At 61.9% G+C, this 14,322-nt stretch carries 12 protein-coding genes and 1 riboswitch; of the genes, 5 read left to right on the forward strand and 7 right to left on the reverse strand.

Translation table 11 applies throughout. From position 1 onward, the window contains the following. Positions 1–135: 135 nt before the first annotated feature. Complete coding sequence (locus F3Y30_RS08145; RefSeq protein ID WP_203425959.1) at positions 136–702, reverse strand: DUF6101 family protein; 567 nt, start codon at positions 700–702, stop codon at positions 136–138. A 391-nt stretch (positions 703–1,093) separates the two neighbouring features. Between F3Y30_RS08145 and F3Y30_RS08150 the strand changes: the two genes are divergently transcribed. Further along, positions 1,094–3,400 carry a DUF1217 domain-containing protein gene (locus F3Y30_RS08150; protein ID WP_203425960.1) on the forward strand — a complete coding sequence of 769 codons (2,307 nt, stop codon included), beginning with the start codon at positions 1,094–1,096 and terminating at the stop codon, positions 3,398–3,400. Positions 3,401–3,419: 19 nt separating this feature from the next. Here F3Y30_RS08150 and F3Y30_RS08155 read toward each other — a convergent pair whose 3' ends face one another. The 3 genes from F3Y30_RS08155 to F3Y30_RS08165 are packed head-to-tail and all read right to left on the reverse strand — an operon-like array spanning position 3,420 to position 6,201. Continuing rightward, on the reverse strand, positions 3,420–3,791 hold the full coding sequence (locus tag F3Y30_RS08155) for a winged helix-turn-helix domain-containing protein (RefSeq protein ID WP_203425961.1): 372 nt from the start codon (positions 3,789–3,791) through the stop codon (positions 3,420–3,422). After that, a complete protein-coding gene (locus tag F3Y30_RS08160) occupies positions 3,788–5,224 on the reverse strand; it encodes an FAD-binding oxidoreductase (protein WP_203425962.1) in 1,437 nt (478 codons plus the stop codon). Before F3Y30_RS08160 ends, F3Y30_RS08155 begins: the two co-directional genes overlap by 4 nt. Before the next feature lie 2 nt (positions 5,225–5,226). Continuing rightward, positions 5,227–6,201, reverse strand: a complete 975-nt coding sequence (locus tag F3Y30_RS08165) for an L-threonylcarbamoyladenylate synthase (protein ID WP_203425963.1) — start codon at positions 6,199–6,201, stop codon at positions 5,227–5,229. 172 nt (positions 6,202–6,373) lie between these two features. Between F3Y30_RS08165 and F3Y30_RS08170 the strand changes: the two genes are divergently transcribed. Beyond that, on the forward strand, positions 6,374–7,465 hold the full coding sequence (locus F3Y30_RS08170) for a diguanylate cyclase (RefSeq protein ID WP_203425964.1): 1,092 nt from the start codon (positions 6,374–6,376) through the stop codon (positions 7,463–7,465). Positions 7,466–7,494: 29 nt separating this feature from the next. Here the strand turns inward: F3Y30_RS08170 and F3Y30_RS08175 are convergent, their stop codons facing one another. Then, positions 7,495–8,094: a DUF6656 family protein gene (locus F3Y30_RS08175; RefSeq protein WP_203425965.1), complete on the reverse strand. Its 600-nt coding sequence runs from the start codon at positions 8,092–8,094 to the stop codon at positions 7,495–7,497. 333 nt (positions 8,095–8,427) lie between these two features. Beyond that, positions 8,428–8,625, forward strand: a riboswitch (cobalamin riboswitch). Positions 8,626–8,745: 120 nt separating this feature from the next. Between F3Y30_RS08175 and F3Y30_RS08180 the strand changes: the two genes are divergently transcribed. After that, complete coding sequence (locus F3Y30_RS08180) at positions 8,746–9,990, forward strand: aromatic ring-hydroxylating dioxygenase subunit alpha (RefSeq protein WP_203425966.1); 1,245 nt, start codon at positions 8,746–8,748, stop codon at positions 9,988–9,990. Position 9,991: 1 nt separating this feature from the next. After that, positions 9,992–11,089: a hybrid-cluster NAD(P)-dependent oxidoreductase gene (locus F3Y30_RS08185; RefSeq protein ID WP_203425967.1), complete on the forward strand. Its 1,098-nt coding sequence runs from the start codon at positions 9,992–9,994 to the stop codon at positions 11,087–11,089. Positions 11,090–11,184: 95 nt separating this feature from the next. Here F3Y30_RS08185 and F3Y30_RS08190 read toward each other — a convergent pair whose 3' ends face one another. Continuing rightward, entirely contained in the window at positions 11,185–12,330 is a 1,146-nt protein-coding gene (locus tag F3Y30_RS08190; protein ID WP_203426529.1) for a GH25 family lysozyme, read from the reverse strand. A gap of 273 nt (positions 12,331–12,603) precedes the next feature. On the opposite strand from F3Y30_RS08190, the gene F3Y30_RS08195 reads away from it, so the two are divergent. Further along, on the forward strand, positions 12,604–13,182 hold the full coding sequence (locus tag F3Y30_RS08195) for a BA14K family protein (protein ID WP_203425968.1): 579 nt from the start codon (positions 12,604–12,606) through the stop codon (positions 13,180–13,182). 83 nt (positions 13,183–13,265) lie between these two features. On the opposite strand, the gene F3Y30_RS08200 is transcribed toward F3Y30_RS08195, so the two are convergent. After that, positions 13,266–14,258, reverse strand: a complete 993-nt coding sequence (locus tag F3Y30_RS08200; RefSeq protein ID WP_203425969.1) for a transporter — start codon at positions 14,256–14,258, stop codon at positions 13,266–13,268. Positions 14,259–14,322 lie beyond the last annotated feature (64 nt).

A 14,322-nucleotide genomic window follows, 5' to 3' on the forward strand; every position in this document is an offset into this window, starting at 1 on the left:
GTGAGGTGCCGGTTGCCGGACCGGAGCGTCTGACGGCCAAAATCCAAACGTAGAGTAAGTCTGCCGCTCTCCGAAAACGGCGAAAGCCGGCCGCAGGGACGGCCGGCTTTCGGTGGAGGTCATGCCTTGGAGCGATTAGCTCCGGGCGATGATCTCGCGACCGTTGATCCGCAGCTGGCATCCGAGATTGCCGATGGAACGGCGTACCAGGAAGCGCGGGCGGCGATCCGCGAAATAGGAGTGGCGGCGGCGGGGCTTGGCCGGCCGGGTCTGCACTTCGCCGAGGTGCTCCTCGAGCGGGCGGGCGATCCCGTCTGCTTCGACCATCATCATCGGGATGCGGTAGGCTTCCGCCCAGCTGCGCCAGTCGGCGGCGATGTCGCACAGGTCATGCGCCACCAGCAGCGGGATGCAGAGATCCGGATCGTCGTGATGCAGTTCGAGCGTGACGGTCACCTGGCCGTTTCCGTGATCGATCGCACGGGCGGCGACACCTTTGAAGGCCCGGGCCGGAAGCGCGATGGAGAGCGGAAGCCCGCTCGACGGAAGGATCTTGCGCAACACTGCGCCTCGCTCGTCCAGGCTGATGGTGACATCGCCCACATGTCCGCGCAGCGCATAAGTGACCTGCTGGGGAAACCGCTTGGGGTCCAATCGAAGCGTGCTGCCGGCCCATGCCGGCTTGGTTACAGTGTTCAACATGTCTTTCACCCTTGTCTTCCTTGAGAGCCGTTTCCCGGTCTTCTCGTTGGGACTTTTTCGTCCTCTGTAGGCTCAGACTAGGGCCGCCCCCTTCCGGCGAGCTTAAAAATCGCGGTTAAGAAAACTTTGCGTTCCCCGATGGTTAGCGAAAGTAAATCCGACAGGGTTTCCAAGAAATAAAAACTGCCGCCGGTCGGGCGATGCTGGACGAAATCGAAACGGCCTGCGGCAGGCGCCCATGCAAAAGGTCGAGGCAAGCCTCGTAGGATACAATGCGCGCGTGTAGTCAGGCATTTCTCCGTTTCGCACCTGCGCCGAAATGGGATGCCTTCAAGTGTTTGCCGTGCCTTCGGCTGGGGTCGTCGGTCGTCGGGGAAGAGGGTGGTCCGGGATGGTGTCGACCTACACCAGCTATAATTCCATTATCAACAATCTTCTGGTGAGCCTGAACCGGGTATCCGAAGACAGCGTCAATGCGCGCGAGGAATCATACTTCAAGGAAAACATCGCCAAGGTGACGTCCGTCGATGAGTTCCTCGACGACTACCGGCTCTACAGCTACGCCATGAAGGCATACGGTCTCGAGGAGATGACCTACGCGACCGCCTTCATGCGAAAGGTTCTCGAAAGCGACACGACGGACGAAAGCAGCTTCGTCAACATGCTGTCGGACAACCGCTACCGTGATTTTGCGCTGGCCTTCAACTTCCAGGAAGATACGGCAACTGCCCAGACCGATGCCCAGCTCGACGATGTGATCGGGCTCTACACCGCGTCCGTCGAGGGGGCGGGTGCGGCGATCACGGAGGAGAACCGCTACTACAACATCGTCATCGACGAGATCTCGTCGGTCGACGAACTCCTGCAGAATGATCGCATGCGGGACTATGTCTTCTCGGTTTTCGGAATTGACGAGAGTACTTACTCTTACTCCAACGTCAAGAACGTCCTGACCAGCGACTACGACGACGAGAACAGCTACGTTAACACGACCTATCTGCCCTATATCGAAGAGCTCGAGGCGAAGGTCGAGACGCTTACGACCAAGTTGTCCGATTCCACCCTGACGACGGCTGAGAAGACCGCGATCAGAACCCAGATCTCGACCTATAACGGTTACATGTCCAACGCGGAGAACATGCTGGCGCTTTCCGCGGCCTTCAATTTCAACACGGACGGTACGGTACCGACGGGCGAGACGGCGCAGACGGAAGAGCAGAAGGCCACGATGAACGAGGCCTATACGCTGTCCACCGATCGCGTCACCTCCGCTGCAGCCTTGCTGAACCAGGCCTATTTCGAGGAGCAGATCGCAAGCATCACGACGGTCGATGAGCTTATCAGCGACGACCGGCTGCTGTCCTATATCAAGACCTCCTACAATCTGACGTCCGTGACCGTCGTTTCCGCGACGATCGAGAACATCCTGACGAGCGACCCCGACGATCCGGATAGCTACGTCAATACCTTTGGCGGCGGCGACGAGAACTACCTCGCGCTCGCAAGGGCGTTCAACTTCCAGGATGATGGCACGCTTGCGACGGGCGATTCGGCGCAAACCGCGGCGCAGACCAAGGCGACGAAGAACCTCTATATGAGCCGCTACAACGACGCGGACGATGAGGCCGACGAGACACTGATCGCCAACTACAAGTCCGACATGTCCGAAGTGACGTCTGTCAGCGATTTCATTGATAGCGACGACGTCTATACGCTCGCACTGACCGCGTTCGGCCTCGATCCCGATACCGAGTGGCCGTACCGGATCAAGCAGGTTCTGATGAGCGACCTCAACGACCCGAACAGCTACGTCTACAAGCTCAAGGACGAGCGCTACGTCGAGCTTGCCAAGGCCTTCAACTTCGACAGCGAAGGTAACATCGACGCTCCTGTCCTCGCGCAGGGCGAGTCCGAGATCCTGGCGATCTCGAAGGCTTACGTGGTCGAGAAGTCGCGTTTCGCGACGGAGGACGAGCAGACCGCGGCGGAGGAGGAGGCGACTTATTACTCCGAGCAGATGCAGAGCATCGAGTCGGTGGACGATCTCTTGTCCAATTCACGCCTCACGGATTTCATTCTGGAGGCCTACCGCATCGATCCGGAAACCGTCGATGAGGAGTTTCTGCGCAACATCTTCTCCTCCGATCTCGACGACCCCGATAGCTTCGTCAATCAGCAGTCGGACCGCTCTTACCGCCAGATCGTAGCGTCGTTCAACTTTGACGAAGACGGCAATGTCGTTGCCGAGGAAACCGCCGGCGCGATGAGCAGGCGCGGTATCTACGAGACGATAGACAACTACGTGCGCCAGATGATGGAAGAAAACGCCGGCGATCAGAATGCCGCCGTGCGACTGGCTCTCTATTTCGAGCGGACGGCACCGACTATTTCGAGCGCCTACTCCATCATTGCCGACGACGCTCTTTACGAGGTGTTCAGAACGACCTTCGAGATAGCGGACGAAGTGGCGAACTCCGACGTCGACGCCCAGGCGGAGATGATCGAGCGGTACCTCGATCTCGAGGATCTCCAGGACCCCGAGAAAGTTCAGAAGCTGATCGTCCGCTTCTGCGTTCTCTATGATTCCGAGAACATGACGGACCAGTCCGGCGCGCTCACGCTGTTGTCGGGAACCAGCGGCAACATCAGCGCGGACACGCTGCTCTCGATGGCGCAACTCAAGACCGGCGGGCTCTGACCGCCGGCGCGCCCGCGGCTCAGTCCTGCTCTTTTTTGAACGCCGGGTTCATGTGCGCGGCAAGCCAGGCAAGATCGTCGGCATGGATAAGCCGCGCTTTGGCTTCCATGTCCCGGTAGCGCGAAAGCACCTGCTCCCCGAAAGGAGTGAGCGCCGCACCGCCGCCGCTCTTGCCGCCGTGTCTCGCGGCGATGACCGGCTCGTTGAACATCCGGTTTGTCTCGTCCGCGAGCAACCATGCGCGACGATAGGACATCCCGATCGCCGCTCCTGCTGCCCGGATCGACCCATGCTCGCGCACGAGTGACATGAGTTCGATCTTGCCGGGACCGAGCCGCGCGCCGGTCGCAAAGTCGAAACGCAGACTCGGCCAGGTAGTCTCATCCGTCATTGCGATGTTCCGATCACTTTGCCGGGGTTCATGATGCCGGCGGGATCGAAGCTGCGCTTGATCCTGCTCATCAGGTCTATCTCGATCGCGGGTCTGATCTCCGCCAGTTCGTCGCGCTTCAGCTGGCCGATCCCGTGTTCGGCGGAGATCGATCCGCCGTACTTCAGCACGATGCCGTGGACGATCGCGTTGAGCTCCCGCCAGCGGTCCAGGAACGCCTGCTTGTCGGCGCCGACGGGCTGCGAGATGTTGTAGTGGATGTTTCCGTCGCCCATGTGGCCGAAGGAGCAGATGCGCGCTCCCGGCATCGCCTTCATGACGGCTGCATCGGCCTCGTGCATGAAGGCCGGAATGCTGGAGACCGGCACGGAGACGTCGTGCTTGATCGAGCCGCCTTCAGGCTTCTGTGCCGGCGACATGCTCTCGCGCATGTGCCAGAGCGCTCTGCGCTGCTGCTCGCTTGCAGCTATCACCGCATTCTCCGCAAGCCCGCTTTCGATTGCGTCGTTGAGCAGCGCCTCGATCATGCGGGTGGCCGTCTCGGCGGAGTCGGAGGTCGAGATGTCGATCAGGGCATACCAGGCATGCTGCGTCGCGAGCGGATCGCGCACGCCCGGAATGTGGCGGGTGGTGAAATCGACGCCGATGCGCGGCATGAGCTCGAAGCCGGTCAGAGCGGTCCCGCAGAGGCTGGAGGCCTTGTCGAAGAGGCTGAGCGCGTCCTCGACCGTCTTCAGTCCCACGAAGCCCACTTCATGACCGAGCGGCCGGGGGAAAAGCTTCAGCACCGCACCGGTGATGATCCCGAGCGTGCCTTCCGCGCCGATGAAAAGGTCGCGCAGGTCATAGCCGGTGTTGTCCTTCTTCAGTCGGCGCAGGCCGTCCCAGATTTCACCGGTCGGCAGCACCACTTCCAGCCCGAGGCAGAGATGGCGCATGTTGCCGTAGGCAAGCACGGCCGTGCCCCCGGCATTGGTGGAGAGGTTGCCGCCGATCTCGCAGGAACCCTCCGAACCGAGCGACAGGGGGAAAAGCCGGTCGGCGCCCTCGGCGGCTTTCTGGATATCGGCGAGTATCACGCCCGCATCCGCCACCATCACATTGCCGACGGGATCGACGTCGCGGATGCGGTTGAGACGGGAAAGCGAAAGCACGACGTCCGAGCTGCCGTCACGCGGCACGCCCCCGCCCACGTGGCCGGTGTTGCCGCCCTGCGGCACGATCGCGGTACCCGTCTCGGTCGCGAGCTTCAGGATCGCGGAGACTTCCTCGACGCTGCCCGGCCTCAAGACGAGCGGGGAGGTCGGGTGATACATCCCCCGGCTCTCGACGAGATAGGGTGCGATGTCGGCCTGTTCCGTCAGCGCGTGGGACTGGCCGGTGATCGCAATGAAACGCTGGACGAGATCGGAGGGGAGGGTGGATGGCTTCATTGTTATTCCCTTGGTGCGGCGGCGCGTTGCAGCCGGTCGTTGATCGCCTCGCCAAGCCCGTCCATGGGGACCGGCGCGAAGGCAATTGCGGTCGCACCGCTGGCATCCGCCTTCTGCATGTAGCCGAAGAGGTTGGCAGCCGCCTCGCGGAGGTTGCCTGAGGGACTGAGATCGAGCACGATCGCCGCCTGCTCTTCGCCCGGAAGCGGCTTTCCTCCGAAGCGGATCAGCGCTTCTCCGGGACGCACGTCCTTGGCCATCAGGCGCACGCCGGCGCGCGGCGCGTAGTGGGATGCGAGCATTCCAGGTGCTTCGATCGCTGCCCCGGCAGTCTCCGGACGGAGCACCTTTTGGCCGGCGATCCGCTCGGCGTCGGCGATGTCGAGCCCGCCTGGCCGCAGCATCCGGATCTCGCCATCCTCCACTTTGAGGATGGTGGATTCGAGGCCGATCCCCGCCGCGCCCCCATCAAGCACCAGCTCGAGCTTGCCGCCGAGATCGGCTGCCACATGCGCGGCCGCGGTCGGGCTGATGCGGCCCGAGGTGTTCGCGCTCGGTGCGGCGAGGGGACGTCCGTAGGCGGCGAGCAGACGGCTCGCGAAGCCGGTCGGGACCCGGATCCCCACGGTGTCCAGTCCGGCACGCGCAAGCGGGTGGATCGAGCTGTCCGGTCGCACCGGCAGGACAAGCGTGAGAGGCCCCGGCCAGACCGCTTCGGCAAGGCGTCGCGACAGCGGATCGAAGATTGCATGTCGTTCCGCCATCGCGAGATCGGCCATGTGGCAGATAAGCGGGTTGAAACGCGGCCGTCCCTTCATTTCGTAGATGCGGCCGACGGCTTCCGGATTGGTTGCGTCGGCGGCCAGCCCGTAGACGGTTTCCGTCGGAATGGCGACAGGTTCGCCGCGCGCGAGCGTCTCTGTCGCGAGCTCTAGGGCCAGCTCGGGCTCCACGCGTGTATCGACGATCCTCGTCATCAGTCTCTGTTCCTGGCTTCCCGTTCCTTGCTCGACCGGTTCTTTACAGGTCTAGCGGGGCAGATGCCAAGAGGTCGGGGCCGAAGCGGGCCACAAGTAGGGAGGCCAGAAGGAATTCGCTAAAAATAGCAGGGGCATCTTAGAATAATCGAAAGGGGGGAGATGGTAGTCCTTGAAAAACACTGCCGGAACCTTGCTGATGGTCAACAAGAAAACCTCCACAAACGACATAGCGCTTCGCGTGGCGACTGCCATGCAGCAGATGGGCATCGACGGATTGCCCCGCAATTACGAACTCGTCTACGAGGCTTACGCCGGATCCAACCCGGATCTCGTCCGCGATTTTATTGGGCTCGGTAAGTTCAAGACCCAGGCCGCGCTCGACGAGCTCGGCCGCAAATACCTGCCGCATCATCATGAGACCGGCGTTCTCCAGCGTTCCGCCGGGGCCGTTCGCAACGAGATGAGCAACTTCATGCTGCTACTGAAACAGGAGAAGTCCTCGCTCAGCGACTATGGCCGCATCATCGGCGAAGCCGAGCGCGCCTTCCACGATGGAGAGGAATGGAACAGCGCGACGCTGGGAAGCTCGATCGAGGCCCTGCGACGGGCGACGGAGCAGCAGGTTTCGCGCAATGCCGCCATGGCGGAAAGCGTCACGGAACAGACCAACGTTGTAAGCGGGCTCGAGCAGGAACTCGCCGCATTCGAGGCGACCAAGTTCGCGGATCCCTTGACCGGGCTGGGGAACAGGCGTGCCTTCAACAAGGCGCTCGCCAAGGTCTATTCCAATCCGGAGATGCCGCTCCTCTGTGGCGTGATCGTTGCGGATGTCGATGCCGGGCGTCGCTTCTCGCCGCAGCAGATCGCGGTTCTTTCCGACCATATCGCCCGCTACACCGGCGAAGCTCTGAGGCCCGCGTTTCCGGCGAGCGATCTCGCCGTCCGCTTCGATGGCCTGCGTTTCGGCTTCCTCTTCTATACCTCGGAAGAGACGGAAATCCTGAGGATGATGTCGCTGATCTCCGGCGCAATGCGCATGGCGACGCTGCGCCACCCGCAGACCGGGCGGGCGCTGGGCTCGCTCACGCTGTCAGCGGGCCTCTGCATGTCCAATCTTGCGGGCAATTCCTTCGATCTCGTCAGCGCCGCCGAAAAGGCACTCGCGATCGCGCGCGATGAGGGAGGCGATCGCGTGGTCGTCTACAAGGATAGCGACGAAGGACAGTCGGGCAAGGAATGGATGATCTACCGGGCCTCGTGAGCCCGGATACATCCTTGCCGGCCAAAAGTTCAAAGCGTGCGGATGATCTTGCGCAGTTCCTCGTTGCGCGCGCCGAGCATCAGGACATTCTTCATGGCGATCCGGGGGTCGGGCGTGCGGAAGATGACGCCGTTGCCGCGGACCTTCTTGTTGATTTCCAGGCGGCCTTCCTGCTCGCTCGGATTGATCGCAACGGCAAAGTACATGCGCCCGTGCTGGTCGCTGATCTTCTGGAAGAAGCTGTCGCCTTCGCCGATCTCCGAAAAGAAGTTGGCCATGTAGAAGGCCCACTGCACGTTCTCGAACTGCGCGAAGGTCGAATTGGCGACCGTGATGTGACAGTAGCCGAGGTGCGGGGTGGCCAGCAGCGTGCGATGGAAGATCAGCTTCGGAAAGCGGATCGAACGGTGGAAGCCGTTGATGCGGTCATGCGTGACCTCGCCCGCCCTCTCGAGCTTGCGGCCCGTGCGAATGGCGACCTCTTCATAGCTGAGGTAGCGTTTCTCGACCTCGTTCCAGCTCTCCTTGCGCCGGTCGATACGTCCGGTGCGCAGGAATTCCGTATGTGACGCGGACGGGGGTGCCGAGCGCTTGTAGGCCACGGCATCGTAGTATTTGAACTTCTTCATGGGCTGCACGCGGGCGCTGCTCCCTCTACGCACTTGCTGAGGCCATCCTATGCAGGGATGGTTAACCAATACTTCCTTACATACCCGCCCGAAATTGCGCCGGGCTTGCTATCGCGGAAATCGCGCGAGGGGCGGGGAGGTGTGTCGTAAAAAGGATACCGCGAGAAATAGTGAGCATTTGCACAAATAAAGGTCAGTAAATCTGACATTTCTCTGTAGCCTGCTGTTTAAGCAGCCGAAATATGCATCAACGTTTCTGTGCGCTCTTTTCGACTTGTCGTGAAGTCCGAATTCGATGTCGTAATCCGGCATGGGCGGGCGGCCTGCGTCGTCGTAGGTTCCGCTTGTCAGGGTGCCGCCTCTTAGGGAAGGCGGAGAATTGGGAAGCCGGTTGAATTCCGGCGCTGCCCCGCAACGGTGATGGAGCCAATCACGGCAAAGGGCCACTGGATGAGAATCCGGGAAGGCGCCGTGTGGTCCGAAAAGGACAACTCCGAAGCCCGGAAACCAGCCATGACAACAGATAACCGAGTTGGCTGCGGCGGGCGGCCAGGATGCGGACCTGCATGTTCATGGCCGGCATTGCCGGATGCCTGAGGCTGGTTCCTTCCCTCCCGTCCGGTCGAGACCAGAGAGCTTAAGGAACCGGCAATGGATATTCGCAGCGACGTGCTTCGCAGACTAAGGAACAGGCGCGAAGGATACAGCCTCGATCAGGCCTTCTACATCGATCCCGATTTCTACAAGCTCGATCTTGAGACGATCTGGTACCGCGACTGGCTGTTCATCGGCCACGATTGCGAAATTCCGCGGGCGGGAAACTACTTCACGGTGCAGGTCGGCGATTATCCGGTTGTCATAACGCGCGACCGCCAGGGCACGGTGCGGGCTCTCCACAACTCCTGTCGTCACCGCGGTTCTCGCGTCTGCACCCAGAACAAGGGTGCCTCTGCGAAGCTCGTCTGTCCCTACCACCAGTGGACCTATGAACTCGACGGTCGCCTGCTCTTTGCCCGGCACATGCCGGAAGACTTCGATCCTTCCGCCCATAGCCTGAAGCCGATCCATTGCGAGACCGTAGGCGGTTACATCTTCATCTGCCTCGCCGACAAGGCGCCCGATTTCGCCCCCTTCCGCGCACTGGTCGAGCCGTATCTCGCAAAGCACCGCCTCGGCGAGACCAAGGTCGCCTTCGAAAGCACGATCATCGAGAAGGGCAACTGGAAGCTCGTCTGGGAAAACAACCGCGAGTGCTATCATTGTGCTGCCAACCACCCGGAACTCTGCCGCACCTATCCCGAAGCACCGAGCGCGACCGGCGTGCAGGGAGCGAAGGACGATCCTGTTATCGCCGAGCACTGGGCGAAATGCGAGGCGGCGGGCCTGCCGAGCGAGTTCCGCATGGATGCGACCGGCCAGTTCCGCGCCGCACGCATGCCGCTGATCGCCGATGCGGAAAGCTACACCATGTCCGGCCAGCGCGCCGTCAGGAAGCAGCTCTCGGCGGATGTGAGCGCAAGCCACATCGGCACGCTTCTTCTCTTCCACTATCCGACGACCTGGAACCACGTGCTGGCCGATCACGCCATCACCTTCCGCGTGCTGCCGCTCGGCCCCGAACTGACGCAGGTCACGACCAAGTGGCTGGTTAACAAGGATGCCGTCGAGGGCGTGGACTACACGCTCGAGGAACTCACCCACGTCTGGACGGAAACCAACGACCAGGACCGCCAGATTGTCGAGGAAAACGCCTTCGGCATTCGCTCGCCGGCCTACGAACCCGGTCCCTACTCGCCGGCGGACGAGGGCGGCGTGATGCAGTTCGTCGAGTGGTATTGCAACTTCATGCAGGAGCGGCTCCAGGGCGAGGCCCATCCGCTGATAAGGGTGGCCTGATATGACGATCGCCAGCAGCTTCCGGCATTTCGACGAACTGCAGCCATGGAACGACCGCCAGCATCTGCTGGAATGCACGGCCGTGACCGTGGAAGCCCCGGACGTGATGACATTCAGTTTCCGCTCAGACAAGGCGAACTGGTTCCGCTACCTGCCGGGCCAGTTCGTGACGCTGGAGCTGCCGGTGACGCCCGAAGACCCGGTGATGCGCACCTACACGCTGTCCTCCACGCCGTCGCGGCCCTTCTCCGTGGCGGTGACGGTCAAGGCACAGGCGAACAGCATCGGGACGCGCTGGATGTTCGATCACCTGAAGCCGGGAATGTCGCTGAAGGCCTTCGGGCCGCTCGGCGACTTCTCCTTCGTCCGCCATCCCGGTGAAAAATACCTGTTCATCTCCGCCGGTTCCGGCGTGACGCCGATGATGTCGATGACGCGGTGGATGTCGGATTGCGCACCGCAGAGCGATGTCGCCTTCCTTTCCTGCGCTCGCTCGCCCTCTGATCTCCTCTTCCGAAGCGAGCTCGAATGCCTTGCCGCGCAGATGCCCAATCTCGCCCTCGGCTTCGTCGTCGAGGGGCACAATCCGCGTGATGGATGGCATGGCCTGCGCGGACGCATCGACGTTGCCAAGCTCTCGCTGCTTGCTCCCGATTTCAGGGACCGCACCGTCTTCTGTTGCGGTCCCGAACCGTTCATGCGCGGCGTGCGGGAGATGCTCGCAGGCGCCGGTTTCGACATGGCGCGCTATCATGAGGAAAGCTTCCAGCCGGCGGCAGCGCCTGCCGCGGAGGAACTCGCTGTCCGCGCGGGTGCGGGCGAAAGTGATCCGACCGCGCTCCACACGGTGAGCTTCACCATGGCCGGCAAGGATGGCAAGTGTCAGCCCGGCCAGACGATCCTGCAGACCGCGCGCGCCGCTGGCGTGCGCATCGGAGCGGCCTGCGAAGGCGGCCTCTGCGGCACCTGCCGGGTCATGAAGGTGTCTGGCGATGTCGATATGAACCACAATGGTGGCATTCTCGACGAGGAGATCGAGGAAGGCTACATCCTCGCATGCTGCTCGCGACCGCTCGGCGACGTGCAGATCGAGGCCTGAGGCAGGCTCCCACTGCGGGAACCGGGTTTCGGAAAAAGACACCAGGAAAAGTCAGCGCAGGCGCCGAACAGACGGCGCCTGTCGCGTAGCCGTCCTCAGAAGTCCTGATAGTTCAACGGCGTCACTTCGCGGCCGTTGTGCGGGATGATTGCCCCGCGCCCGCCCTGCACCGTTGTGGCTGACCGGAAACCCGCCGCGGCAGAGGCCCTGATGATCTCCGCGCGGTCGATGCTGTGCGCGGTGACGGCGGCAACGACCGACAGGTCCGGCCGCGATCCGGCGCGCGCCGAAAGACCGGCAGCGACCTTTGCATCCAGCGTTTTCACCCGAATGGACGGCGTGCGCGCGCTATCCCCTGCGGAAGCGATCAGTGTCTCCTCGGGACGCGGGAACGGCTTCTGGGGCAGGAGCTGGCCGAAGGCCCAGATCTTCCTGAGTGCGGCAGCGCTCATCGACGCCACGTTGACATCAATGTCGCTGAGCGCCCCCTTCACGCGGTACGGACAGCGGCGCTTGGAACAGTTCGGCGAGGCCGAGAACTGCCAGAGCGCGTAGTTGTCCCAGTTGCCGAGGGGGAAGACGCCCTTGATGCCGGGCTTATAGCGCGCATACCAGAGCGGCAGGCGCGAGAGGATGGTGTACTTGTCCCGGTTGGCGGCGATGTGACGTGCCGTCGTGTGATTGGTGTAGAGCACAGGATAACGGCCGGTGCGCGCCTTGACGTGACCGGCGAAGATCTGGGCGTCTTCCAGCGACATGAAACGTTCGGGATCGATGGCCTCGATGTCGAGAACCATCATTTCGTCGGCGCGGGGGCTTGCGTAGTCGAGGAAATGATTGGCCTGATCTACCGGATTGCCGGGTCGGCCGAGGTGATAGGCGCCCCACAGCAACCCGTTCGCCCGGGCGACGAGCCGGCGCGTCTCGTAGAGTTCGCGGCTGACGGCGTATTTGCGCCACATGGTCTTGCAGTGCGCGAAGGTATCCCCGCTGTGATCGCCCTTGCAGCTGAAGCTTTCAGGCAGTCCGTCGGAGGCTTTCGAAATGAAGCCCACGATGCGCTTGTCGGTCAGCATCGCATCCCAGTCGATCGCATTGAGCTCGTAGGCGTCTATGACGATCGCATTGTCGGGCTTCTTCCAGGGCTCCAGATCGGCAGCCGCCAGTGGGGACGCCATCAGCAGGAAGGACAGAAAGCGCGAGACGAATCCGATTGCCATGGATGTTCCCCTTTTTCCGATACCTCCTGCCCCGGAAATCTTGCTTTACCACAGTTAACGAGTGGTGAATCCGCAAGTCGGCATTCACGACTTGGTGATCTCGGCAGTTTTCAGAATCGGATGGAACAAGGATAGCTCATACTGCGTTTAATGACAGCTTGGAGGACCCGGAAGGAGAGACGCCATGTCATTAAGTTTGAAGTGTATGGCAGTTGCGTTGTCGGCGTTTGTCGCCGCCACCCCGGCACCCCCGCGCAAGCCTTTGTCCCCGCCACGACGATCGCCCAGCCGGCGATGCCCGCAGGTGAGGGCGTCGTCCTGCAGGTCCAGAACCGCAAGTGGATTCCGCGCGGCGGACGGCACGGCGCCAACCGCCACTATCGCGGCAACCGCAACTACGGCGCAAACAGATACTATGGTAACAGGCGCTATAGCGGAAACCGGAACTGGAACCGCTATAGCGGAAACCGGAACTGGAACCGCTATAACGGCCGTCACTATGCCAATCGCTACCATGGCAAGAACAGGCACTATAACGGCTACTACAATGGCTACCGCGGCGGCTATGGGGGCTACTACGGTGGCTACTATAATGGTTATCGCGGCTATCCCTACAGATACCCGGGCTATCGCTACTACGATGGCTACTGGTTCCCGCTCGCAGCCTTTGGAGCCGGTGCCCTCATAGGAGGCGCCATCGCGAATAACTACGGCTGGAACAACTACTACGGGAACAGCTACGGGACGAGGGTCTACAGCGGAGATGCGCATACCAACTGGTGCTACAACCGCTACCGCTCCTACAGAGAATACGACAACACGTTCCAGCCTTACTACGGGCCTCGCCGTCAGTGCATCTCGCCCTACTCGTGAGGGATGAACGCCAGGGCGCATGCGCCCGCCTGGAGATACGCTTCAATATGGGCTGCCCGTTCGGGCAGCCTTTTTCGTTTCTCTCAGAGAATTCCGGCCCGTCGCAATACCCACCAGGCAATGGCGATCGACGCGAGGATGAAGGTGACGGCGATGGCGGTCGCGTGCTCCGCATTCGCGAAGGGCAGGCCGTGCGTGTTCATTCCGAAGAAGCCGGTTACCAGCGTCGGCGGCAGCAGAAACGCTGTCATCAGTGAGAGGATATACAGGTGCCGGTTTGTCTCGGATGACAGGCGCGAATCGATTTCCTCGTGCAGGAGGCGCGCGCGTTCTTGGAGCGCGAAGACGTCACGGTCCGCTGTTTCCAGTCGCCCGGTCAGGCGCTCGGTCACGTCGTTGAACCCCTCCGGAACCTCGTCCTCGTCAGCGGCTCCCGCGCGGCGGAGCAGAGCCAGAACGGTACGCAGGTGGCGATGAAGCCGGACGACCGTGCGTCTCAGCGGTGCCAGTTGCCGCCGCTCGTCGCCTCTGCGATCGCCATACACGGCATCCTCGATCGCGTTCAGTTCCTGCGTGATCTCGAGGACAAGCGCGATCATCGTGCGCTGGAACTCGATCACCAGCATCTCGAAGATGTCGATCGGGCGGCGGTTCTTGGGGTTCTTCTCGAGGGCGGCCTTCACCCGGTCGACGCTTCTGAGCGGATGGAGCCGTGTCGTTACGATGACGTCTTCGGTCACCACAAAATGGAGCCAGCCGATTTCCTTGGTGAGTTCGTCGAAGGTGCGTTCGAAGTCGACCAGTGTTCCGTGGACGATGTCGCTCGAAACGAAGATCGACGCCTGCGTGTCGCTGGACGTCAATGTCTGCAGGGCGTCGTCCGGCAAAATCCCGAGGCTCTCGAGGAAAGCCGGGACACGGGCGTCGCTGAGACCGAGATGCAGCCAGAGCAGTCCCTTGCCGGCGGCGAACTCCGAACGGGGTGCATGCGGATCCAGGCGCCGGCAGGCGCCATCGGCCGGGTCGATCCGGTAGGCCCACACGAGGCCCGGAATTTCGGCATTCAGGAGGTTCATGGGCGGCCGCAAGGGACAGAGGCTTCGGATCGGCAATGGATGTCCATTGCTCTATCGCCGAGGA

The sequence above is a fragment of the Sinorhizobium sp. BG8 genome, from assembly GCF_016864555.1.
Taxonomy (GTDB): Bacteria; Pseudomonadota; Alphaproteobacteria; order Rhizobiales; family Rhizobiaceae; genus BG8.

Coding starts and splice junctions, on each gene's coding strand:
- F3Y30_RS08145 (WP_203425959.1), bottom strand. CDS start 702: ATGTTGAACACTGTAACCAAGCCGGCATGGGCCGGCAGCACGCTTCGA.
- F3Y30_RS08150 (WP_203425960.1), top strand. CDS start 1,094: ATGGTGTCGACCTACACCAGCTATAATTCCATTATCAACAATCTTCTG.
- F3Y30_RS08155 (WP_203425961.1), bottom strand. CDS start 3,791: ATGACGGATGAGACTACCTGGCCGAGTCTGCGTTTCGACTTTGCGACC.
- F3Y30_RS08160 (WP_203425962.1), bottom strand. CDS start 5,224: ATGAAGCCATCCACCCTCCCCTCCGATCTCGTCCAGCGTTTCATTGCG.
- F3Y30_RS08165 (WP_203425963.1), bottom strand. CDS start 6,201: ATGACGAGGATCGTCGATACACGCGTGGAGCCCGAGCTGGCCCTAGAG.
- F3Y30_RS08175 (WP_203425965.1), bottom strand. CDS start 8,094: ATGAAGAAGTTCAAATACTACGATGCCGTGGCCTACAAGCGCTCGGCA.
- F3Y30_RS08180 (WP_203425966.1), top strand. CDS start 8,746: ATGGATATTCGCAGCGACGTGCTTCGCAGACTAAGGAACAGGCGCGAA.
- F3Y30_RS08185 (WP_203425967.1), top strand. CDS start 9,992: ATGACGATCGCCAGCAGCTTCCGGCATTTCGACGAACTGCAGCCATGG.
- F3Y30_RS08195 (WP_203425968.1), top strand. CDS start 12,604: ATGCCCGCAGGTGAGGGCGTCGTCCTGCAGGTCCAGAACCGCAAGTGG.
- F3Y30_RS08200 (WP_203425969.1), bottom strand. CDS start 14,258: ATGAACCTCCTGAATGCCGAAATTCCGGGCCTCGTGTGGGCCTACCGG.